Source organism: Bradyrhizobium sp. Leo78 (genome assembly GCF_059512425.1).
The window spans coordinates 37,550-59,297 of the sequence record NZ_JCAMOT010000042.1 but is presented as its reverse complement, the minus strand read 5'-3'; the positions used below and the strand labels follow the sequence as shown (position 1 = coordinate 59,297).

20 protein-coding genes are annotated in these 21,748 nt (G+C 63.0%); 14 read left to right on the top strand and 6 right to left on the bottom strand.

Annotated elements, in window-relative coordinates; translation table 11 throughout:
* The first annotated feature begins 201 nt into the window (after nucleotides 1-201).
* The 9 genes from AC5ZG1_RS35495 (at nucleotide 202) to AC5ZG1_RS35455 (ending at nucleotide 10,299) form a co-directional block, all read left to right on the top strand.
* Nucleotides 202-1,302, top strand: a complete 1,101-nt coding sequence (locus AC5ZG1_RS35495) for an ABC transporter substrate-binding protein (RefSeq protein WP_496135654.1) — start codon at nucleotides 202-204, stop codon at nucleotides 1,300-1,302.
* Complete coding sequence (locus tag AC5ZG1_RS35490) at nucleotides 1,280-2,311, top strand: ABC transporter permease (RefSeq protein ID WP_456643991.1); 1,032 nt, start codon at nucleotides 1,280-1,282, stop codon at nucleotides 2,309-2,311. Before AC5ZG1_RS35495 ends, AC5ZG1_RS35490 begins: the two co-directional genes overlap by 23 nt.
* Complete coding sequence (locus AC5ZG1_RS35485; RefSeq protein ID WP_456643992.1) at nucleotides 2,305-3,102, top strand: ABC transporter ATP-binding protein; 798 nt, start codon at nucleotides 2,305-2,307, stop codon at nucleotides 3,100-3,102. The genes AC5ZG1_RS35490 and AC5ZG1_RS35485 overlap by 7 nt, the downstream gene beginning before the upstream one ends.
* The gene (locus tag AC5ZG1_RS35480; protein ID WP_496135653.1) at nucleotides 3,096-4,268 is read left to right on the top strand and encodes an acyl-CoA dehydrogenase family protein; all 1,173 of its coding nucleotides are present in this window, start codon (nucleotides 3,096-3,098) and stop codon (nucleotides 4,266-4,268) included. Before AC5ZG1_RS35485 ends, AC5ZG1_RS35480 begins: the two co-directional genes overlap by 7 nt.
* Nucleotides 4,269-4,295: 27 nt before the next feature.
* On the top strand, nucleotides 4,296-5,396 hold the full coding sequence (locus AC5ZG1_RS35475; protein ID WP_496135652.1) for an LLM class flavin-dependent oxidoreductase: 1,101 nt from the start codon (nucleotides 4,296-4,298) through the stop codon (nucleotides 5,394-5,396).
* Complete coding sequence (locus AC5ZG1_RS35470; protein ID WP_496135651.1) at nucleotides 5,393-6,334, top strand: ABC transporter substrate-binding protein; 942 nt, start codon at nucleotides 5,393-5,395, stop codon at nucleotides 6,332-6,334. Before AC5ZG1_RS35475 ends, AC5ZG1_RS35470 begins: the two co-directional genes overlap by 4 nt.
* Before the next feature lie 370 nt (nucleotides 6,335-6,704).
* Nucleotides 6,705-7,550, top strand: a complete 846-nt coding sequence (locus AC5ZG1_RS35465) for a CmcJ/NvfI family oxidoreductase (protein ID WP_496135650.1) — start codon at nucleotides 6,705-6,707, stop codon at nucleotides 7,548-7,550.
* A gap of 85 nt (nucleotides 7,551-7,635) precedes the next feature.
* A complete protein-coding gene (locus AC5ZG1_RS35460; RefSeq protein ID WP_496135649.1) occupies nucleotides 7,636-8,892 on the top strand; it encodes an MFS transporter in 1,257 nt (418 codons plus the stop codon).
* Nucleotides 8,893-9,063: 171 nt separating this feature from the next.
* Complete coding sequence (locus tag AC5ZG1_RS35455; protein WP_496135648.1) at nucleotides 9,064-10,299, top strand: ABC transporter substrate-binding protein; 1,236 nt, start codon at nucleotides 9,064-9,066, stop codon at nucleotides 10,297-10,299.
* A gap of 64 nt (nucleotides 10,300-10,363) precedes the next feature.
* On the opposite strand, the gene AC5ZG1_RS35450 is transcribed toward AC5ZG1_RS35455, so the two are convergent.
* The 3 genes from AC5ZG1_RS35450 to AC5ZG1_RS35440 all read right to left on the bottom strand — a co-directional run bounded on the left by AC5ZG1_RS35450 (nucleotide 10,364) and on the right by AC5ZG1_RS35440 (nucleotide 13,071).
* Entirely contained in the window at nucleotides 10,364-11,134 is a 771-nt protein-coding gene (locus AC5ZG1_RS35450) for an SDR family oxidoreductase (protein ID WP_496135647.1), read from the bottom strand.
* Between the two features lie 72 nt (nucleotides 11,135-11,206).
* A complete protein-coding gene (locus AC5ZG1_RS35445) occupies nucleotides 11,207-12,553 on the bottom strand; it encodes an MFS transporter (RefSeq protein WP_474419038.1) in 1,347 nt (448 codons plus the stop codon).
* 44 nt (nucleotides 12,554-12,597) lie between these two features.
* Nucleotides 12,598-13,071 carry a MaoC family dehydratase gene (locus AC5ZG1_RS35440; protein ID WP_456644001.1) on the bottom strand — a complete coding sequence of 158 codons (474 nt, stop codon included), beginning with the start codon at nucleotides 13,069-13,071 and terminating at the stop codon, nucleotides 12,598-12,600.
* A gap of 200 nt (nucleotides 13,072-13,271) precedes the next feature.
* Between AC5ZG1_RS35440 and AC5ZG1_RS35435 the strand changes: the two genes are divergently transcribed.
* The 3 genes from AC5ZG1_RS35435 (at nucleotide 13,272) to AC5ZG1_RS35425 (ending at nucleotide 16,535) form a co-directional block, all read left to right on the top strand.
* Entirely contained in the window at nucleotides 13,272-14,048 is a 777-nt protein-coding gene (locus tag AC5ZG1_RS35435) for an IclR family transcriptional regulator (protein ID WP_208824636.1), read from the top strand.
* Between the two features lie 199 nt (nucleotides 14,049-14,247).
* Entirely contained in the window at nucleotides 14,248-15,402 is a 1,155-nt protein-coding gene (locus tag AC5ZG1_RS35430; RefSeq protein WP_496135646.1) for a CaiB/BaiF CoA transferase family protein, read from the top strand.
* Between the two features lie 14 nt (nucleotides 15,403-15,416).
* A complete protein-coding gene (locus AC5ZG1_RS35425) occupies nucleotides 15,417-16,535 on the top strand; it encodes an extracellular solute-binding protein (protein ID WP_496135660.1) in 1,119 nt (372 codons plus the stop codon).
* Between the two features lie 32 nt (nucleotides 16,536-16,567).
* Here the strand turns inward: AC5ZG1_RS35425 and AC5ZG1_RS35420 are convergent, their stop codons facing one another.
* The 3 genes from AC5ZG1_RS35420 to AC5ZG1_RS35410 form a co-directional block, all read right to left on the bottom strand.
* On the bottom strand, nucleotides 16,568-17,788 hold the full coding sequence (locus AC5ZG1_RS35420) for a mandelate racemase/muconate lactonizing enzyme family protein (protein WP_496135645.1): 1,221 nt from the start codon (nucleotides 17,786-17,788) through the stop codon (nucleotides 16,568-16,570).
* A 101-nt stretch (nucleotides 17,789-17,889) separates the two neighbouring features.
* A complete protein-coding gene (locus AC5ZG1_RS35415) occupies nucleotides 17,890-19,125 on the bottom strand; it encodes an amidohydrolase family protein (protein ID WP_496135644.1) in 1,236 nt (411 codons plus the stop codon).
* A 5-nt stretch (nucleotides 19,126-19,130) separates the two neighbouring features.
* Nucleotides 19,131-19,889: a GntR family transcriptional regulator gene (locus AC5ZG1_RS35410; RefSeq protein ID WP_496135643.1), complete on the bottom strand. Its 759-nt coding sequence runs from the start codon at nucleotides 19,887-19,889 to the stop codon at nucleotides 19,131-19,133.
* Nucleotides 19,890-20,086: 197 nt separating this feature from the next.
* On the opposite strand from AC5ZG1_RS35410, the gene AC5ZG1_RS35405 reads away from it, so the two are divergent.
* Nucleotides 20,087-20,944 carry an ABC transporter ATP-binding protein gene (locus AC5ZG1_RS35405; protein WP_496135642.1) on the top strand — a complete coding sequence of 286 codons (858 nt, stop codon included), beginning with the start codon at nucleotides 20,087-20,089 and terminating at the stop codon, nucleotides 20,942-20,944.
* Between the two features lies 1 nt (nucleotide 20,945).
* Nucleotides 20,946-21,722 (top strand): ABC transporter permease, encoded by a 777-nt coding sequence (locus tag AC5ZG1_RS35400; protein WP_474419042.1) that lies wholly within the window; start codon nucleotides 20,946-20,948, stop codon nucleotides 21,720-21,722.
* Nucleotides 21,723-21,748 lie beyond the last annotated feature (26 nt).

The following is a 21,748-nucleotide window of genomic DNA, read 5'->3' as shown; positions in this document are numbered from 1 at the left end:
AGATAATCCCTTTCGCGTGCGCCACATTCGAAATTCCATTTCATTGACGATGGCACGATTGCACCGCATCATTTGGCGGTTGCATTGGGTGCCAATAGCGCCGGAGAAATCCGCCTTCTTACAACAATAGCTCTGGATGAGATGTGCGCGGGCTGGGCCGTTCGCGCGGACGGCGGAGCCATGTCGGACATAGGGGTGAGCATGTCGATTGAAGAGAAGAAGAATAGATTGGCGATGGATCGGCGGACGCTGCTCCGGGCCGGCGCGGCTGCCGCGTTTGCCGCGCCGATCGGCGCGTTTGGCGCGCAGGCGTTTTCCGCGCGCGGTGCAATACCGGCGATCGACTTCTCCGAATTCCCGATCTGCAAGACGGCATCTGACGCGCCGCCGCTGACCGGTGCGCCGCGCAAATTGAAGCTGTCATGGAACGCAGGCGCGGTGTGTCTTGCGCCGCTGCCGGTCGCAATCGACTACGGCTTCTTCCAGAAGCAGAACCTCGACATCGAACTCGTCAATTACAGCGGCTCCACCGACCAGCTGCTGGAGGCGATCGCCACCGGCAAGAGCGATGCCGGGCTCGGCATGGCGCTGCGCTGGCTCAAGCCGCTGGAGCAGGGCTTTGACGTCAAGATCGCCGCCGGCACCCATGGCGGCTGCATGCGCGTGCTGACCCGCGCAGGCTCCGGCGTCGACAAGCTCGCCGACCTCAAGGGCAAGATCGTCGCTGTCGGCGATCTCGCCGGCCCCGACAAGAACTTCTTCTCGATCCAGCTTGCCAAGCAGGGCTTTGATCCGAACAAGGACGTCGACTGGCGCGCTTATCCCGGCAACCTTCTCAACGTCGCGGTCGAGAAGGGCGAGGTGCAGGCGTTCCTCGCCTCCGATCCGCTCGCTTATCTCTGGCTCAAGGACAGCCAGTACAAGGAAGTCGCGTCTAATCTCGACGGTGAATATCGCGACAAGACCTGCTGCATCGTCGGCCTCCGCGGCTCTCTCGTGCGTAATGAGCCGCATGTCGCGCGCGCCATCACGCAGGCGCTGCTCGATGCCGCCATGTTCACCTCGCAGAATCCGGACAAGGCCGCGAAGTCGTTCCAGCCCTATGCGCCGAAGACTGCGACGCTCGCCGATCTCGAAGCGATGGCGCGCTATCACACCCATCACCATCACCCTGTTGGCGAAGTCCTGAAGCGCGAGCTGAAAGGGTACGCCGACGATCTGAAGACCGTCTCGGTGTTCAAGCAAAGCACTGACACGGCGAAATTCGCGGAACGGATTTATGTCGACGTATTCAGTGTCTGACGCATCGGCCGCCGCGGGACAGGCCGCGGCCGGCGTCAGCCCGGGCTGGCTTGAGAAGCTGCGCAGTGGCGGCTATGGCGCCGGCCTGGCCGCCGGCGCCGCGTGGCTGGCGTTCGGCGCGTCCAGCCTCTACTGGGAAGATCTTGGCGACTGGTCGCGAACGAATGGGGTTGCGATCGGCGCGTTCTTGATCGCAGCGCTTGCACTGCTTGGGACACTCGGCGCCGATTTTCTCGGTGGCGCCGGCGTGGCGCTGCGCCGGCGCGCGCCGTGGCTGGTGGCGCTCGGGTCGTTTCTGACGCTCTGGGAGATTGCCACCGCAAAATTCGGCTGGCTGCCGCTGCCGTTCTTCCCGCCGCCGCAGGCGATCGTGGAAGTCTATACCGATGATCTGCCAAAGCTGTTCAACAGCGTCATCGCATCCGTGAAGCTGCAGCTCGGTGGCTATATCATCGGCGCGGCCATCGGGTTTTTGACCGGCGTATCGATCGGCTGGTCGCAGAAGGTGGGCTACTGGGTGCATCCGGTGCTGCGCTTCATCGGACCGTTGCCGGCCACCGCCTGGCTGCCCTTCGCCTTCTTCACCTTTCCCTCGAGCTGGAGCGCGAGCACCTTCCTGATCGCGCTTGCCACCGGTTTCCCGGTAACAGTCCTGACCTGGTCCGGCGTTGCGAGCGTGCCGAACGCCTATTACGACGTCGCACGGACGCTTGGCGCCAAACCGTCCTTCCTGGTGCTGAAGGTGGCCATCCCCGCGGCGCTGCCGCATGTCTTCGTCGGCCTGTTCATGGGGCTCGGCGCCTCGTTCGCGGTGCTGGTGGTGGCCGAGATGATCGGCGTCAAGGCCGGGCTTGGCTGGTATTTGCAGTGGGCGCAGGGCTGGGCGGCCTATGCCAACATGTATGCCGCGCTGATCGTGATGTCGCTGCTTTGCTCCGGCGCGATCACGCTGCTGTTCAAGACGCGCGACCGCCTGCTGGTCTGGCAGAAAGGTGTCGTCAAATGGTAGCCGCCGCTTTGGCCGAAGCGATCACTTATCCTGCCGTCGGTGCCGAGCTCGATATCGAGCATGTCAGCCACGCTTTCGATATCGATGGCGCCGTGCTGCCCGTGCTCGAGGACGTCAGCTTGGCGATCAAGCCCGGCGAGTTCGTCGCGCTGCTCGGCCCGTCCGGCTGCGGCAAGTCCACGCTGCTGCGGCTGGTGGCCGGACTTGAGAAGCCGCGCAGCGGCGTGCTGCGTGAGGACGATATCCGCATCAACGGACCGCACCCGTCGCGCGTCGTCGTGTTCCAGGACCCGACGCTGTTTCCCTGGCGCTCGGTCTGGGACAATGTCGCGCTCGGGCTGGAGGCGCAGGGCATCCTGAAAAGCCAGCGGCAGCGTGTCGACGCAGCGATCGATCTCGTCGGCCTCTCCGCCTTCAAGAAAGCCTATCCGCACCAGCTTTCCGGCGGCATGGCGCAGCGCGTTGCGCTGGCGCGTGCGCTGGTCAACGATCCGAAGGTGCTGATCCTCGACGAGCCGCTCGGCAAGCTGGATTCGTTGACGCGGATCACCATGCAGGCGGAGATCGTCTCGCTCTGGCAGCGCAAGGGCTTCACCACGCTGCTCGTCACGCACGATGCGGAGGAAGCGCTGTTCCTCGCCAACCGCGTCATCGTGCTTAGCGACCGCCCGGCGCGCGTCAAGGCCGACGTCAAAGTCGATCGGCCGTATCCGCGCCATCGCGGCGACCCCTATCTTGCCGATCTGCGCAGGCAGATCCTCGGCCTGCTCGGGCTCGATGCGACATGGTGACATCTGCGGCGAAAGAGCTGACGCCGTCGGAAGCGCTGGACCATGTTGCGCGCGCCTCACAGCTCGCCGAGGTCATTGCCGGGCGGGCGGCAGCGCACGACCGTGACGCCAGCTTTCCGTTCGAGAATTTCGACGACCTCGCGCAAGCCGGTCTGCTCGCGCTGACCGTCCCGGCTGCGCTCGGCGGAGCAGGGGCGGGCGCCCGCGACACGGCGCGCATCCTCACCATCATCGGCAAGGCCGATCCGTCGACGGCGCTGGTGCTCTCGATGCACTACATCAACCATCTGGTGATGGCGCGCAGCCCGCGCTGGCCTGCACGCCTATCGCGCAAGCTTGCCAAGGAGACCGTCGAGGGCGTCGCGCTGATCAACGCGCTGCGCGTCGAGCCTGAACTCGGCTCGCCTGCGCGCGGCGGCCTCCCGGCGACGATTGCGCGCCGCACAGAGACGGGTTGGCGGCTGAGTGGCCGCAAGATCTATTCGACCGGCGCGCCGATCCTGAAATGGTATCTGGTGTGGGCCAGGACCGACGAGCCGGAAACCCGCGTCGGCCAGTTCCTGGTGCCCGCGGGATTGCCCGGAACGAGGATCGAGGAGACCTGGAACCATCTCGGCCTGCGCGCCAGCGGCAGTCACGACGTGATTTTCGAGGACGTCGTGTTCCCGCTCGATTACGAGGTCGACGTGCGGAAGCCGGAAGAGTGGACCGCGCCTGATGTCACCCAGGCGACCATCCACGCCATCTTCGTGGCCGCGATCTATGACGGTATCGCCCGCGCCGCGCGCGACTGGCTGATCAGGTTCCTGCGCGAACGTGTTCCGGCCAATCTCGGCGGACCGCTCGCGACATTGCCACGAGCTCAGGAAATCCTCGGCGGCATCGAGGCGCGGCTTGCGGTCAATGCACGCCTGATCGACAGTTTTGCCGCCGAGTTCGATGCCGGCTTGCCGCTCAGCGCGACCGAGTCCAATATCGTCAAGCTGACGGTGACCAACAATGCCGTCGCCGTGGTGGAGGACGCGCTGTCACTGACCAGCAATCACGGCCTGTCGCGACACAATCCGCTGGAGCGGCATTTTCGCGATGTGCTGTGCGGCCGCGTCCACACCCCGCAGGATGACTCCACCCGCATCGCCGCCGGACGCCTGGCGCTGGGCATCTGAACAACAGCCAACAATCGGAGCTTCCCCATGTCAGTCGAGTTCATCGGCTTCATCACCAACAACAATGCGTCCGAGACCATCGTGCGCTCCGGTCCCGTGCTCGATCCGCCCTATCTCGAGACGGTCGCCAAGGCGCATGAGCTTGCCGGTTTCGACCGCGCGCTGCTCGCGTTTCACTCGACGACGCCGGATGCGCTGCAGGTCGCCCAGCACGTGCTCGGCATCACCAGGACGTTGAAAGTGATGATTGCCCAGCGGCCGGGCTTCACCGCGCCGACGCTCTTGGCGCGTCAGCTCGCCACCCTCGACCGGTTCTACCCTGACCGCGTCTCGCTGCACGTCATCACTGGCGGCAATGCCACCGAGCTGCGCCAGGACGGCAATACGCTCGACGACAAGGACGAGCGCTATGCGCGCACCAGCGAATTCCTCGACATCGTCCGCCTGGAATGGACCAGCGAGAAGCCGTTCGACTATCGCGGCAAGTACTACCAGGTCGAGCGGGGCTTTTCGCAAGTCAAGCCGCATCAGAAGGGCGGCATCTACACCTTTGTCGGCGGCGGCTCGGATGCCGCGGTGGAGGTCGCGGGCAAGCACGCCGACACCTTCGCGCTGTGGGGAGAATCTTATGCGCAGGTGCGCGACGTCACCGCGCGCGTACGCGCTGCTGCCGCCAAGCACGGCCGGCCGGCGCCGCGCTTCAGCCTCTCGGTGCGGCCGATCCTCGCCGACACCGAGGAGAAGGCGTGGGCCAAGGCGCAGTCGATCCTCGAGCGCGCCACCGAATTGCAGGACCAGACCGGCTACCGCAAGCCGGCTGATGGTCATGCCACCGCGGGCGCGAAGCGGCTGCTTGCGCTTGCCGATCAAGGCGCGCGTATCGACAAGCGGCTTTGGACCGAGATTGCCAAGCTGACCGGCGCCAACAGCAACACCACGGCGCTGGTCGGCACGCCCGAGCAGGTGGCGGAGGTGTTCGCCGATTATTACGACCTCGGCGTCAGTCACTTCCTGATCCGCGGCTTCGATCCGCTGATCGATGCGATCGACTATGGCCGTGAATTGATCCCGCTGACGCGCAAGCTGATCGCCCAGCGCAATGCGATGCGTGGGATTGCCGCCGAATGATCCGGTTTGCTCTCGCTGTTTTGCTCGCGCTCAGCGGCACGAGCATCGCGTCCGCGCAAACCACGCTGCGCGTCGGCGACCAGAAGGGCAATTCGCAGGCGGTGATGGAAGCCGCCGGCGTGCTCAAGGACGTGCCCTACAAGATCGAGTGGAAGGAGTTCGCGGCGGCCGCACCGCTGTTGGAAGCGCTCAGCGCCGGCGCGATCGACACCGGCCTCGTCGGCGATGCGCCCTTCACCTTTGCCGCCGCAGCGGGCGTGCCGGTGAAAGCGATCGCGGCGGTGCGGCAGTCGCGCGAAGGGCTCGCGATCCTGGTGCCCGAGACATCCGCGATCAAGAGTTTCGACGACCTGCGCGGCAAGAAGATCGCAACCGGCCGCGGCTCGATCGGGCATCAGTTGATCCTGGCCGCGCTCGAATCCAGGGGCTGGCAGGCGAGCGATGTGCAGATCGTCTTCCTCGCACCCTCGGACGCCAAGGTCGCCTATACGCAAGGGTCGGTCGAGGCCTGGTCGACCTGGGAGCCCTATGTCAGCCAGGAAGAGGTACTCTTCAAGTCGCGCCGCGTAATCACCGCCGAAGGCATCACGCCCGGCCTCGGCTTTCAGGTCGCAACGCCGAGCGCGATCAAGGACAAGCACGAGCAGTTGCAGGATTTCGTCCGTCGCCTCGCCGCGGCGCGGGCATGGTCGCAGAACAATGTCGCCGGCTATGCCGAGACCTGGGGCAAGCTGATGAACATCCCGACTTCGGTGCCGCTGAACTGGCTGGCGCGGGCCAAGATCCAGATCACCCCGATCGATGACGCCGTCGTGAGCGACGAGCAGAAGACCATCGATCTCTATCACCGCTGGGGTCTGATCAAGCAGCAGCTCAATGCCGCCGAGATCGTCGACCGCTCGTTCGCGACGGCGATCGGCAAGGGCACGGGTTTGTAGGCCCGGGCCAATCTTCCACCTCCCCCTGGGGTCGAACAAGATGAGTCGCGAAAGCGCTCACACCAGCGTCATTGCGAGCGAAGCGAGGCAATCCATCTCTCCGCTTGTCGAGGCATGGATTGCTTCGCTGCGCTCGCAATGACGGGGGAGAGAGCGGCGGCTCGCAATGACGAGGGTAGCAGAGGGAGCGCACCTCCCGAATGCGTGATCGGCGGAAATAATCCGCTTGGCGAGTCGAGAGTGCCGAAAGGATTTTCCACGTTTCATCCTCGCAAGAATGTCAACGTTGCTATTTCTTGGCCTCCCTTGCCGGGACGGTTCACCCGGCCAAAATGAAGCAGAACGAACAATAGGGAGTCCGGGAACCACCATGGGCCTGCATGAAACCAAGATCGAGTCGCTTCCCTTCGTCACTGCCGAGCTCAACTATCTCGCCCCGACAGCGGGCAAGCCGCGCACCTACGCCTTTGATCCGCCACCCGGCGAGCCCAAGTCGACGGCGCTCCCCGAACCCCACAACGTTCCGATCTTCGACGGCCGTCTGATCGCGGGCCAGTTTTCGCTCGACCGTGAAGGCTTCGCTCTCGTCAAGCATCCGACCGTGGTGAAGAACTACTACGACGACAACGAAATCAGGCGCGTCTACTATCCCGCCGTCGAAGCCTTCCTTAAGGCGACATTGAAGGCGGATCGGGTCGTCATCTTCGACCATACCGTGCGCAAGCGCGTCGAGGGTGCACCTGATGTGCGTGACGGGACGCCGCGCCAGCCGGCGACTCGGGTCCATGTCGACCAGACCGATCTGTCCGGCCGCAACCGTGTGTTCGAACATCTGCCTGAGGAGGCCAACGAACTTCTCAAAGGTCGCGCCCAGGTGATCAACCTGTGGAGGCCGATCCGCGGGCCGCTGCGCGATGCGCCGCTGGCGATGTGCGACGGCCAGTCGGTGGAGCCGGGCGATCTCATCGCCTCCGACTTGATCTATCCGAACCGTCAGGGCGAGACCTATTCCGTGAAATACAATGCGAACCACCGCTGGTTCTATTTCCCGGAAATGACCCCCGACGAAGCGCTGCTGCTCAAGTGCTACGATTCGGCAACCGACGGCCGCACGCGCTTCGCGCCGCATACGGCCTTCATCGATCCGACGACGCCGGCTGATGCTGAGCCTCGCGAGAGCATCGAGGTGCGGACGCTGGTGTTCCATAAGCACTAAACTGCCCAATACCTAGGCAGAGATTGGCGTTCTCTGCCTATTGGTGATACGCCGTCCCGAAATTCCTCGGAAGACGAGACGATTCGTGGGCGGCGTTACCAAAGAAGATGCGGGGTCCAGTACCCGCACGCTGATTTATGCTCTGTTGGCCCTGGCTTGTGGCCATATGCTATCGACCCTGCTGCGGACGATCCCGGCCATCAGCCTCGACCTGATGGCCGCCGATTTCGCGACGCCGCCGCAGACGCTCGCCAGCCTGACCTCGATCTACCATTTCGCCTTTGCCGCATCGCAGGTTCCTGTCGGCGCCGCGATGGACCGCTTCGGCGTTCGCCCGGTCTCCCTGGGCCTGCTCATCGGAACCATCTTCGGGGCGGCGGCATCGGCGTTTGCGACTGGACCGGGGAGCTTCCTCGTTGGCCAGCTCATGCTGGGGATCGCGACATCAGGCATGCTGATGTGCCCGATGACGCTGGCTGCGAAACAGCTTTCCCCGTTCAAGTTTGGCCTGTGGTCGGGTGCGATCCTGTCGATCGGCAACATCGGCATGTTGCTGTCGTCGAGCCCACTGGCCTTCGTGGTCGAGCGTTTTGGCTGGCGCGCGGGGTTCTGGATATCGGCGGTCGGTGGTGTCGCGGTGCTGCTTGCGGTGTTCGCGCTGGTGCCGAGACAGCCGGCTGAACACAAGGACGATTCGTCGCCGCTTTCGCAGATGATGGAAGTCTTGCGCCTCGGCCTGTCCCATCAGCTCCGGGGCCTGGTCGCCTTGTCGCTGGTCTCGCTGGCCGCGTCGCTCGTGCTCAGGGGATTGTGGGGCGGGCCGTGGCTGATGGAGGTCAAGGGCCTCACCCGCATCGAAGCCGGCAACCAGCTCGGCCTGTTCACGCTGGCGCTGATCATAGGTCCAGTCTGCATCGGCGTGGCCGATCGCAGGCTCGGCCACGGGCGCACCCTGGTTGCGGCAACCCATTTCGCATCGGCGCTGCTGCTTCTCCTGATGGCCCTGGGAGCTCCGGGTTACCCGGTATCTAACCTGTTCGGCGTCGCCGTCATGCCGCCGCAATATGATCTCGTCCTGTTCGTCCTGATCGGTCTTGCCGTCTCGGCGCAGCCGCTGCTCTACGGCATGACCAGACAGCTCGTCGACGCCCAGAGCGCAGGCAAGGCGCTTTCGGCGATCAATCTCTCCTTCTTCCTCGGCGCGGCACTGATGCAGTCCATAACCGGCGCGGTGGCGGCGCTCTATGGATTGCCGGCCGTGATGATCTTCATGGCTGCAGCCCTGCTGGCCGGCACGGTGGTGTTTTTGATCTATACGTCCCGGGCGGTGGCGATAAAATAGACAATGTTCTCCGCTTTGTTCGCGCTGATGGGAGTTCCTTTCGGCGCTGACCGTCGATGATCGCTAGATCGCTGCAACGCACCATTTCATTTCTCTGCCCATATTTACGCGCTATTGTTGTGGGCGGGAAACGCAGCAGGCTGCCGTCCGAGCAGGTTTGAGGCGATGCCGATGCAACAAAGAAAAGCAAGATTGTCGCTGTCCCTCGTCGCCGCACTGCTTCTCGCGTGGGCGCCGTCCAGCGCACAGCAGGCGTCCGAGGGAGGCGCCGCGGATAATGAGATCCGCATCGGCAACGTCATGCCCTACACCGGACCCCTGGCGGCCTTTGCGACCATCGGCAGGGCAGAAGCCGCCTATTTCGACATGGTCAACGAGCGCGGCGGCATCAACGGACGCAAGATCAAGTTCATCTCCGTCGACGACAGCTCCAATCCGCGCACCGCGCTTCAGCAGACGCGCGAACTGGTCGAGAAGGAGAGCGTGCTCTTGATGTTCGGCTCATTCGGCACGCCGAGCAATCTCGCGACCCGGACCTATCTCAACGACAAGAAGATCCCGCAATTGTTCGTCGCTTCGGGCGACGAGGAATGGGCAAATCCGAAGACATATCCGTGGAGCATGGGCTGGCAGCCGACCTTCCGCGCGGAGGGCCAGATCTATGCGAATTACATCCAGGCGTCCTATCCCGACCGCAAGATCGCCGTGCTCTGGCAAAACGATCAGTTCGGCCGCGATCTGTTCAGGGGATTGCAGGAAGGTCTCGGCGATACCGCCGGCATGATCGTCGCCGATCTCGCCTTTGATGCGTCCGATACCTCGATCCAGGTGCAGATCAAGATATTGAAGGATTCCGGCGCCGACATACTGGTGTTCAACGGAGCGCCGGCGATCGCCGCCCGCGCCATTCGCATTGCGGCCGACCTGGATTGGCATCCGGTCTTCATCCTCGACAATGCCTCGGCCTCGATCGCCAGCGCGCTGCGGCCAGCGGGATTGCAGAATGCGCTCGGCGTGATCTCGACATCCTTCCTGAAGGACGCCGACGATGCGGCATGGAAGGAGGACCCGCCGATCAAGGCATGGTCGGCCTTCATGGACAAATACTATCCCGACGGCGACAAGGAGGACAGCTACGCCATCTTCGGCTACGCCGCGGCAGAGACCCTGGTCCAGGTGCTGAACCAGTGCGGCGATGATCTGTCGCGCGAGAACATCATGCGCCAGGCTGCGTCCTTGAAGAACTATCTCAATCCGGTCGCGCTGCCGGGGATCGCGATCAACACCAGCCCGACCGATTTCCGCCCGATCAAGCAGATGCGTCTGGTGCAGTTCGACGGCAATGTCTGGCAACCGATCGGCGATGTGGTCGAAAGCGCATTTTTGAACGCGCCTGGCGATAAGTGATCGTGTGGGATGAAATGCCGCTCCGTCCTCCCGGGCTGGAGCCGGGGCCCAACCACCGAGCTACTCAAGTTGACCAGCCGCCATCGATGATGTGGATGGCTCCTGTTGTAAACGCCGACTCATCCGAAGCAAGATATGTGACGAGAGCCGCGACCTCGTCGGGTCGACCAAGTCTTCCGAGTGGCTGCCGCGCCGTAAAGCTCTGACGTGCTGCGGCATCGTCCAGTCCGTCCTTCAGTGCCTGTGCCTTTATGCGAGCTTGCAGGGAAGGTGACTCGATCGTGCCGGGGCAAATGGCGTTGCAACGAATCTGATGCGATACGAAGTCCGCCGCAACGGATTTCGTCAGACCGATCACGGCCGCCTTGGAGGCGCCGTAGGCGCAACGGTTCGGGACACCTTTCACGCTCGAAGCAACGGACGCCATGTTTATAATAGAGCCGCCGCGGCCGGCTTCGATCATTGCGGGAAGAAACGCCCGGATGGAGCGGTACATCGCTTTCACGTTCAAATCGAAGCTGAGATCCCAAGCGCTCTCCTCGCAATGCAGAATATCTCCTGCATGTACGTAGCCTGCGCAGTTGAACAAAACGTCGATCGGTCCGAGCGATTCGGCGAATTGCCTTACCTTGACCGGATCGAGCATATCCAGGCAATGAGCTCGCAGATGCAAGCCGGGGTCTGCATCTCTTCTCAACTCGTCGAGCGCGACCTGGTCGATATCCGTCGCCCACACCATTGCCCCTTCTGCGGCAAGCATCATTGCGGACGCGCGCCCGATACCATTTCCGGCCGCGGTCACAACGGCGGTCTTTCCACTGAGACGTTTGCTCATCTGGCCCTCTTTAAAACGGCCGGCATTCTCAGCCGATCCTTTGATTTTCTTGCCTGCCTTCGCATTGCGCGGTTAGGCAGGATCCTTCCTGGCTGCGGCGTCTAATTTGGCGAGCGGCGGCGCGAAGCGGGCGCGCGGTTCATGTTGCGGCAGACCCAGCAGGATGACTGCGGCACCGGCTGCAATCACCGACAGGACCAAGTAGCCGACGCTGCTGTTGCCAAGGGCCTGCTCCGCATAGGTCTTGATCTGTGGCGAGAAGAACCCGCCCAGATTGCCCAGGGATACGATGAAGGCGATCCCGCTCGCCGCGCCGATGCCGCTCAGATATTGCGTCGGCAGGCTCCAAAAGACCGGCTGCGACGAGGTCAGCCCCGGGACAGCAATACAGAAGGCGATCACCAGCAGAATCGGATTGTTGGTGAATCCGACGGCGGCCGATGCCAGAACGCCGGCGATGATCAGCACTATAGCGACCTGGCGATGATTCTGATGCTGATCGGCGTATGCGGTCGCAAGCAGGGTGACGATCGCCGAGCACAGCCAGGGAAGTGCCAACAGGAGGCCGATCGTAAAGTCGACTTTGCCTCCCGTGGCCGAGGCGAGCTTTGAGGGGAAGTAGAAAGAGAACGGCGAGGTGCCGACTTGGAAGCAGAAGTAGACCAAGATGAAGGCGATAACCCGCACATCCCTGAGCACACCGAGGGCTGAATGCTTTACCTGCCCCGCCTTGAGGGCTTCCTCCCGCGCGATTTCGTCGGACAGCGCCTTGCGCTCCGCCGGCGTCAACCAGGCCGCCTCCGCGGGCCGGTCGCAAAGATAGAAGAACGCAATGATGCCAACAAAAGCTGCGGCTAATCCCTCGACCGCAAGAACGAACTGCCAGTCCTTCAGCCCCAACACCCCATCGAATTGCAGCAAGTAGCCGCTGAGCGGGCTCCCGAATACGAGTGAGAGGGGGACGCCGAGATAGAACAGGCCGGTTGCCCGCGCTCGTTGCTTGGCCGGAAACCAGTAGGTCAGATAGAGCAGCACTCCCGGGTAAAAGCCAGCCTCAGCGACTCCGAGGAGAAAGCGCAGGACATAAAAGACGGTGTCCGAACGCGCGAATATCATCGCCGCGGAGATCAGTCCCCAGCTCACCATGATGCGCGCGAGCCAGGTGCGTGCGCCGACGCGCGTCATGATGAGATTGCTGGGCACCTCGAACAGGGCATAGCCGATAAAGAAAATGCCTGCTCCGAAAGCATAGGCCGCGTCCCCGATGCCGGTATCGGCCTGATAGGCGAGCTTGACGAAGCCTATATTGACCCGATCGAGGAATGCCAGGACAAGCATTAGCATGAGGAACGGTAGCAAGCGCCATGCGGATCGCCGGATCGCGCTCTCCAGCGGCGAATCCAGGGTATTCTGCGACATCATCGGACCTCCCTTGTTTAAACTTTGTTGTCTTGCGCAATGTCTCAATGCGGTTTGCGGCACTCGTCGCCGGGCCGTCTTCGCTTGACGAGATAGAGATGCTCGCAGACGAGCACGGTTTCGTCGGACTGATTCAGCATCTCAATCGATTCGACGACCACACCCACATCGGCGCGCTTGGCGTGGTCGCGCTTGGTCGTGATGCTTGCGTTGACGGTGATGGTGTCACCGATGAAGACCGGGCGAATGAACCGCAACCGGTCGTAGCCGTAGGACATTGCGTGCGGATTGATCGTGGACGCGGTCATGCCGATGCCGACGCTGAAGACCAGCGTTCCGTGTGCGATCCGCTGCTTGAAATCCTGCTTGGTGCACCACTCGGCGTCCATATGATGCGGGAAATTGTCGCCAGTCTGGCCGGCGTGGATCACAATGTCTGCTTCCGTGATCGTGCGGCCGAGGGTGCGGCGGCTGAAGCCGATCTGGTAATCCTCGAAAAAAAGCTCGCTCACGATCATGCGTGAAACTCCTTGACGTCCTCCCGGCGCAGCAAGCGACGCCGCGAAGGCTCTTGCCGCCATTATTCAAATATGGAAAGTATTTTCATATATGGAAGAAAGTCAAGTGCCCCGAAAAAGCCGTCGAAAACGTCGGCGGCACTGGCCGGCGGCAATCCGGTCGTGTGCTATTGTCGCCGCCTATGGGCCGTGGGTGAGCAATGACGAAGAAACATGAAACGACGGAAGAGCTTTACAAGGCGCCTGCGCTGGACAAGGGCCTCGACATCATCGAGCTCTTGTCGAGTACCGATGAGGGACTCTCGCAGGCCGAAATCGCCAAGGCACTCGACCGTTCACCTAACGAGATCTACCGGATGCTGGACCGGCTGGTTCGGCGGTACTACGTCGTGCGGACCAGCGAAGATCGCTACGAACTGTCCCTGAAGCTGTTTGGGCTGGCTCATCGGCATCCGCCCATGCGGCGCCTCGTAAGTCTCGCACTCCCTGCGATGCGCCGCTTCACGCGCAAGGCGGAGCAGGCCTGCCACATGGTGGTTTATGACCGGGGCAGCGGAGTGGTCATCGCACAGACCGATGCTCCGGATTACTGGGGGCTCTCGATACGTGTGGGTTCGCATATCAGCCTGCTGAACACCGGATCGGGCCACGTCTTGCTCGCCTTCGTGACCGAGACAGAGCGCAAGCTGATGCTCGACGAGCGAGTGCCTATTCCAGGCGAGACTTTACCGGAAAGGTTCGAGCAAATCATCGCAAAGGTGCGACAGCGAGGCTACGAGGTTCGTCCAAGCCAGCAAACCGCCGGAGTCACCAATATTTCCGCTCCGATTCTCAGCTCGACCGGAATCCCACTTGCGGCGCTTACCTGTCCGCATATTCGTCGTCTCGACCGCGACGACGCGCCATCACGAGACGACATTCTCGCGATGCTGCTCACGACGGCAGGCGAGATTTCTGCTGCCGCGGGCGTAGCCTGAATTCCGCCGCCGACCTGACGCCCGGCCAGTGACCCTCAGGTTGCGTTGGCCCGCCCGGTATTCGTCGCGCCGGAGGTTGCCATTCATTTGTAAGTATCATATTCATATAAGAATGATGGCGCCGGAGCGGATCAACTGCAGGGGCGCTTGAGCAGTCCCGGCACTGCGAGCGAGAACTTGTCCGACAGAAGGTGGCCCGATGTTCGAAACGACGCTTCCCCTCGAAGGTCTTCTGGTCGTCGACATGAGCCAGTTTCTATCCGGTCCCTATTGCTGCCTCCGCCTGCTCGATCTCGGAGCGCGGGTGATCAAGGTCGAACGGCCGGAGAGCGGCGACCTGTCCCGTCGCCTGTATCTCAGCGACGCAGAGATCGGCGGCGACTCCACGATCTTCCACGCGATCAACCGCGGCAAGGAAAGCCTGGCCCTCGATCTCAAGGACCCGAACGATTTGGCGGCGCTGCGCACGCTCCTCGCGCGTGCGGACGTTGTGGTTCAGAATTTCCGTCCCGGCGTCATCGAGCGGATCGGGCTCGACTACAATGCCGTGAGAGCGCTCAATCCGCGCATCGTCTACGCGTCCATCACGGGTTACGGCAAGGAGGGGCCGTGGGTGCAACGCCCGGGCCAGGACCTGCTGGCACAATCCCGGTCCGGCGTGATGTGGCTGAATGGCGACGATGCCCAAGGACCGGTCCCTTTCGGGCTTGCGGTTGCCGACATGATGGCTGGCGCGACGATGGCCCAGGGTATTCTTGCTGCCCTGGTCCGACGCGGCGTGACTGGTGAGGGCGCTCATGTGGAGACGAGCTTGCTTGAAGCACTCATCGACTTCCAGCTCGAGGTGCTTACGGTACATCTGAATGACGGCGGGCGGCTGCCCAGCCGCTCCGCGCGTCGCAGCGCTCACGCCTATCTGGCCGCGCCATATGGTGTGTATCCGACCAAGGACGGGTTCCTGGCGATCGCCATGGCGCCGATCCCGAAGCTTGCCGACCTGCTCGGGCTGGATGAGCTCGCACCCTATCGCGACGACCCCGCGAGCTGGTTCAATGACCGGGACGCTATCAAGGCCATCATCGCCCAGCGGCTGGCCGAGCGAACCTGTAACGACTGGCTCTCGATCCTCGAGCCCGCCGACATCTGGTGCGCGAAGGTCCTGACCTGGCCTGAATTGCTGAAGAGTGAGGGCTTCAAGTCGCTTGATATGCTGCAAACCGTGTCGCGCGCGGATGTCAGCATCCGGACCACGCGCGTGCCGCTGCGTTTCGACGGCTTCAGGCCGAAGGGCGATCAGGCGGCGCCGAAGATCGGTGAGCATTCCGCCGTCCTCCGCCGGGAGTTCGGGCTGTGATCCATCTCAAGGGCATGACGTGGAGCCATCCGCGCGGCTACGACCCGCTGGTCGCGTGCTCGGAGATATGGCGACGGCGCAGCGGAGTGAACATCACCTGGGAGCAGCGTTCGCTTCAGGACTTCGAAAGCTTCCCGGTGATGGAGCTCGCCGAGCGCTATGATCTGATTGTGATCGATCATCCGCATGTCGGGCAAGTCACCGAGGAGAAGTGCCTGCTGCCGCTGGATGTCACCGGCCGGGCGGCGGAGCGGACTTTGCTCGAAGCCGCATCCGTCGGCCCGTCGTATCTTTCATACAGGTGGAATGGAAGACAATGGGCGTTTCCGATTGACGCGGCCACCCAGGTCCAGGCATTTCGACCGGACCGGCTGGCGCAAGCTCCGTCGGACTTCACCGAAGTGATGGAACTGGCGCGGCGCGGGCGAGTGGCACTTCCGCTCCGGCCGCCGCATTCCCTCATGGTGTTCTATACGCTTGCAGCGCATCTCGGCCAGCCATGCGGCATTGAACGGTCCCGGTTCGTGGATGCCGAGACGGGCCTCGAAGTGTGGCGCAGGATTCGCGAACTTGCCGAACTGATCGATCCCGCGGACCTCGACCGCGACCCGATTGCCGTGTTCGAAAGGATGGTCGATGATGCCTCGGAAATCGACTGCGTTCCGTTCATCTACGGTTACGTGTCCTACGCCCAGACTGCCTTCCGCCGACGACTGATCCGTTTCGCCAACATCCCGACGATCGGCTCGCGCAAGCCGATTGGCGCCGCGCTTGGCGGTACCGGAATTGCCGTTTCCGCCAAGACGTCGCACGCGATGCACGGGATCGATTTCGCCTATTGGGTCGCAAGCGCAGAGGTGCAGCGCGGACCTTACGCCGCTGCCGGCGGCCAGCCCGGACATGCAACCGCCTGGGACGATCCGGTGGTCAACAGCGCGACCGCCGAGTTTTATCGGAGCACACGCGCGACGCTAGAGGGATCCTATGTTCGGCCGCGATACCATGGTTATATGGCGTTCCAGGCGGCGGCGTCAGAGCGGATCAACTCAGCGCTTAGAGCGCGCGAAAATGGTCTTGCATTGATCGGTGACCTCAATCGCCTGTTCGAGGCCGATCTTCCGATCGACCCCTAAGAGGTCGGCTGCGCAGTCTCGAAGGGCGGGGCCTACTTCTTCCCTGCCTGCCCGTAATTCAGCAGCCCACCCTTGGCCTTCGGCGGATGCGCGCGCAGGCCTTCTTCGTTCGGCTCGGTACCCCAGCCTGGCCGGTCCGGAATCACGAGGTGGCCGTCGACGATTTCAGGGACATGCGTGAACAGCTCATGGTCCCAGGCGAGCCGGTCGATGTCGGTCTCCATGATCCGCAAGTTCGGCACCGCCGCGGAGAAATGCGCGTTCATCATGGTGCAGAGGTGGCCGTAGAAATTATGCGGGGCAACATTGACCTCGAAATGTTCGGCGGCGTTCGCAATCTTCATCGATTGCCAGACCCCGTTCCACGGCGTGTCAATGATCGCGACGTCCATCGCCTGTTCGGTGAAGTAGGGCAGGAATTCGCGCAGGCCCAATAGCGTCTCGCAGGAGGAGATCGGATGCGGGCTCTGGCGGCGGATGTAACCTAGCGCTTGCGGGTTGAAGGTGTCGATTTCGACCCAGAACATGTCCATCTTCTCGATCGCCCGCAGGATCTTCAGATAGCCTTCGGTCTTGGCGTTGAAGTTGAGATCGAGCAGGAGATCGACATCGGGCCCGGCGCCGTCGCGGATCGCCTCCAAATGCATGCAGAGATTGCGCAGCACCGTGCGGTCGACATTGATCTCGGGCTCGAACGGCGCGCCGAAGCCGGGCCGCCAGCCCTGCGGCTTGCCGTCGGTATAAACGAAGATGTTGGTCTTCAGCGCCGTGAAGCGCTTCTCGCGCACCTCGCGGCCGATCGCTTTGACGCCGTCGAGGTCGGTGATGGCCGGCTTGTACCAGTCGGGATGGTTGATGCGCCAGGTCGCGCAATGCGACCAGTAGACCCGGATGCGGTCGCGAATCTTGCCGCCGAGCAGCTCGTAGCAGGGCACGCCGAGCGCCTTCGCCTTGACGTCGAGCAGTGCGTTCTCGATCGCGCCGAGCGCCAGCGCCACCACGCCGCCGGCGGCCGGCCGGGTCGCGGAGAACAGTTCGGCATAGATACGCTCGTGCTGCAGCGCGTTCTTGCCAATGATCCGCGTCGACAGCCGCTCGATCGAGGCGGTGACGCCGGGCGCGCCAAAACCTTCGTCGAACTCGCTCCAGCCGACGACACCGTCTTCGGTTGTGATCTTGACGAAGTGGTAATTCCGCCAGCCGGCATCGCAGGCGAGCGTTTCGATGCTTCTGATGTTGGACGACTTGCCCATGGTTTCCTGCCCGGCGTTGTTGTTTCGTTGAGACCGATAACAACAATGGAACGGCCGGCGCGTCAATCACATCAGCGGCAATCCAGATCGGCAGGTTGCGATTAGCTCTTTGGCGGAAACAGCATTGGCCGGCGCCGTTCGAAGGTCTGGCGGCCGCCCTTGAAGCCCATGAGCACCTCGGGCAATTCCGCGATCGCGCCGCGGCCGCTATCGGTATCGAGCACGATGATGTCAGCGGGATTGCCGACGCTAATGCCGTAGTCCCGCAGGTTCATCAGGCGGGCAGGGAGGTCCGTCACCAGATCGAGGCAGGCGTCGAATTCGTTGACCTTGGCATGGGCGATGTTGGCGTAGAAATTGGCCATCCGCAGCAGCGAGGCATCGCCGAACGGCGTGAACGGATTTTGTACATTGTTGGTCGCGACAGAGCAGAGCACGCCGTCGGTGACGAGCTTGTGCGCGACGGTCAAGCCACGCGGCGCGTTATGTGTCGCGTCGCGCCCCAGCAGATAGAGGTCGGTCGCGGGTAGGACGGTGACCGCAACGCCAGCGTTTGCCAGCCGTTCGGTCGCCGTCTTCAGCCGATCCGGTGGCAGCGCCGAGAGCTTGGTCGCATGGCCGATGGCGACGCGTCCTTGATAGTTCCGGCGTTCGGTCTGGCGACACACTTCTTCCATGTGCCACCAGGACGGATCGAGGTCGAAGTCAAGATGCAGATCGACGTCGACGTCGAACGCCTGCGCCAGATCGAAGATCTTCTCGATATGTGCGTTCGGATCGGTGTCCACATAGGGACAGCCGCCGATCGCCTCGCCGCCGTCGCGCAGCGCTGCGATCAGCAATTCCTCGGCGCCGGGATCGTTGGTCAGCCCTTCCTGCGGGAACACGCACGGGGAAATATCGATCGCCCAGGCATAATCGCGCTTCAGCGCCTTGATCGCCTCGAAGCCGCGCAGGCCGATGCGCGGATCGATCTCCACATGCGTGCGCATCCGCGTCGTGCCAAAGGTGATCGCGCGCTCGATCACGCGCGCGCCCCGAGCATAGATGTCCTCGACGGTGAAATCGCGCTTCATCGCCGCCACCGCCCGGATGGCTTCGCTGACACTGCCATGGTCATGAGCGCAGCGGCCGAGCAGGCAGGCCTTGTCGAGATGGATATGCGTGTCGACGAAGCCCGACAGCACGAGCTTGCCGCCGACATCGATTTCCGCCGTCTTGCAAATGAGATGCGGTTCGATCGCCGCGATCCGGCCGCCGGCGATGCCGATATCGACCGGCGTGCTCGCACCTCGCGTGCGCGCATTGCGGAAGAGGAGATCGAAGGCGGTTCGCATCGTCGTCAGCGTCCGCGCGCCGCCTTCGGCAGTTTCACGACGCGGCCACCCTCCGCCTCTTCGGCATAGGGGGCAAGGATATCGAGCAAATCGCGGCCGCGCTGCGGGACCGGAGTAACCAGCGCGCGGCCTGCCACCGAGTCCAGATGGCTGTGCATCAGGCTCATCACCTTCTCCTCGTCGCCCCTGACCAGCGCCGCCATGATCGCGCGATGCTCGTTGATGGCGCATTCCGAGGAATGCGGGCGGCTGAACAGCGACAGCGTCAGGCAGCAGCGATAGGCGATCTCGCTGACGTACCGGATCAGGATCGGGCTGTTGGTCATGTGCGCGAGCAGGATGTGGAATTCGGTCGCAAGCCGGATCGAGACCGGGTCCGAGCCGCCGCGCGCACGGTCCTCGGCATCGACATGCGCATTCAATTCCGCGATCTGCGCCTTGGTGAGCTTGCCGGCGAGATGGCGCACCACGAGCCGCTCGAGCTGAATCCGGACATCGAAGGCGTCGCGCGCATCCTGCCAGCTCGGCGTCGCCACCACGGCGATGCGGTTGCGGCGCAGTTCGACCAGCCCCTCGGCCGCCAATTGCCCGAGCGCATGGCGCGCAATGGTGCGGCTGACGCCGAAACGCTCGCCGAGCGAATCCTCCGGCAGCTTCGCGCCCGGCTCCAGCGCCTGCTCGATGATGGCGCGGCGGAGCGCGCGGCAGATCACGCTGACCTTGTCGGACGATTCAGCAGTCTTGCTGGCCGCGCGCGGCGCCATCGGTTGGTCCCGTAAGTGCTTGCGGGCCGATTCTTAGCACAGGCGTCCAATAATTGTGCGCACGAATTGCATGCACTTTGATGAGCCGATTGCCTAAAAAGAATCCGCCGGAGCAGTGCCGATTCCCCTGATCGCGTTGATTCCGTAGGAAAGCCGCGCTGGCATCTGGCTTGCATACACTTTCTGCCGTGATGCGCATGCAAGCAAATTCCGAATTCTCCGGCGAGCCGGTTCCTTCCGGAAGCGCGCCGATTGCCATTGAACTATCCGACGCCTCCGTGACGTTCGGCCGTGGCGCGCGTGCAGTGCCGGCGTTATCGACAACGACACTGCGGATCGCGGACGGCGAGTTCGTCGCGCTGGTCGGTCCGTCCGGCTGTGGCAAATCGACGATCCTGCGGTTGGTCAGCGGCCTGGTGCAGCCGACTACGGGCGTCGTCATCGTCGGCGGCCGCGAGGTGGCGGCGCGTGCGATGCGGGTCGGCATGGCCTTCCAGAATCCGACCATGCTGCCGTGGATGACGATCGAGCGGAACATCATGCTGCCGCTCAAGATCGTTGAGCCGTTCCGCTCGCAGTTCCGAAGACTCCGCAAGAGCGAATTCCGCGACAAGGCCAACGCGCTGTTGGAGCAGGTTGGCCTGAAAGGTTTTGGTGGCCGCTTTCCCTGGCAGCTATCCGGCGGCATGCTCCAGCGCGCCAACCTCTGCCGCGCGCTGATCCATGAGCCGCGCCTCTTGCTGCTCGACGAGCCGTTCGGCGCGCTCGACCAGTTCACGCGCGAGGAATTGTGGTCGATCCTGCAGGGGCTCTGGATGACGCACAAGCCGACGGTGCTGCTGGTCACCCACGATCTGCGCGAGGCCGGCTTTCTCGCCAGCCGCATCTGCGTGATGAGTGCGCGGCCCGGCCGCATCCTCGACGACAGCCATGTCGGCTTTGCCCGGCCGCGCACGGTGGCGATGACCTTCGAGCCTGATTTCGTCGCGCTGAACCAGAAGCTGCGCGCGATGATCGTTGACGCGCGCAGTGCAGTGCAGGAAGGAGCGGTCTGAGATGACAGCACTCGATATCAAGCAGAAGGCGTGGTCGGCGGCGCTGATCGTGCTGTTCTTCGTCGCCTGGGAACTGTTCTGCCTGATGACCGGCATGTCCGATCTCGTGCTGCCGCGTCCGTCGCAGGTCTTCGTGACACTGTTCGAGCGCTTTCCGGTGCTGTGGCCGCACATCGTCCAGACGCTCGCGACCACGATGTTCGGCTTCGTATTGGGTGTGGCGCTCGGTGTCGTGCTCGGCGCCTTCATCGGCGTCTCGAAGACTGCCTATGACACCGCCTATCCGCTATTGATCGGCTTCTCCTCGATCCCGAAGGTCGCGGTGGTGCCGATCTTCGTGCTGTGGTTCGGCTCCGGCACCGTGCCGGCGGTTCTCACCGCGCTGTCGATCTGCTTCTTCCCGATCGTCGTCAACATTGCCACCGGGCTCGCCACCACCGAACCCGAACTCGAGGACGTCTTGAAGGCGCTTGGCGCCAGCAAATTCGACATCCTCTGGAATGTCGGTCTGCCGCGAACGATGCCGTTCTTCTTCGCCTCGCTGAAGGTCGCGATTTCCTACGCCTTTGTCGGCGCGGTGCTGTCCGAGACCGTCGCCTCCAATCGCGGCATCGGCAATGTGATGATGACCGCCTCATCGAATTTCAACGTGCCGCTGGTGTTCGCCGGGTTGTTCGTGCTCGCCGGCCTCGGCGTCGCGCTCTACGTCGTGTTCTCGCTGATCGAAGGCCAGGTCACCGGCTGGGCCACGCGCAAGAACGACGCGATTGCCACCTGAGAAAGAGTTTTATCAACCATCATTCA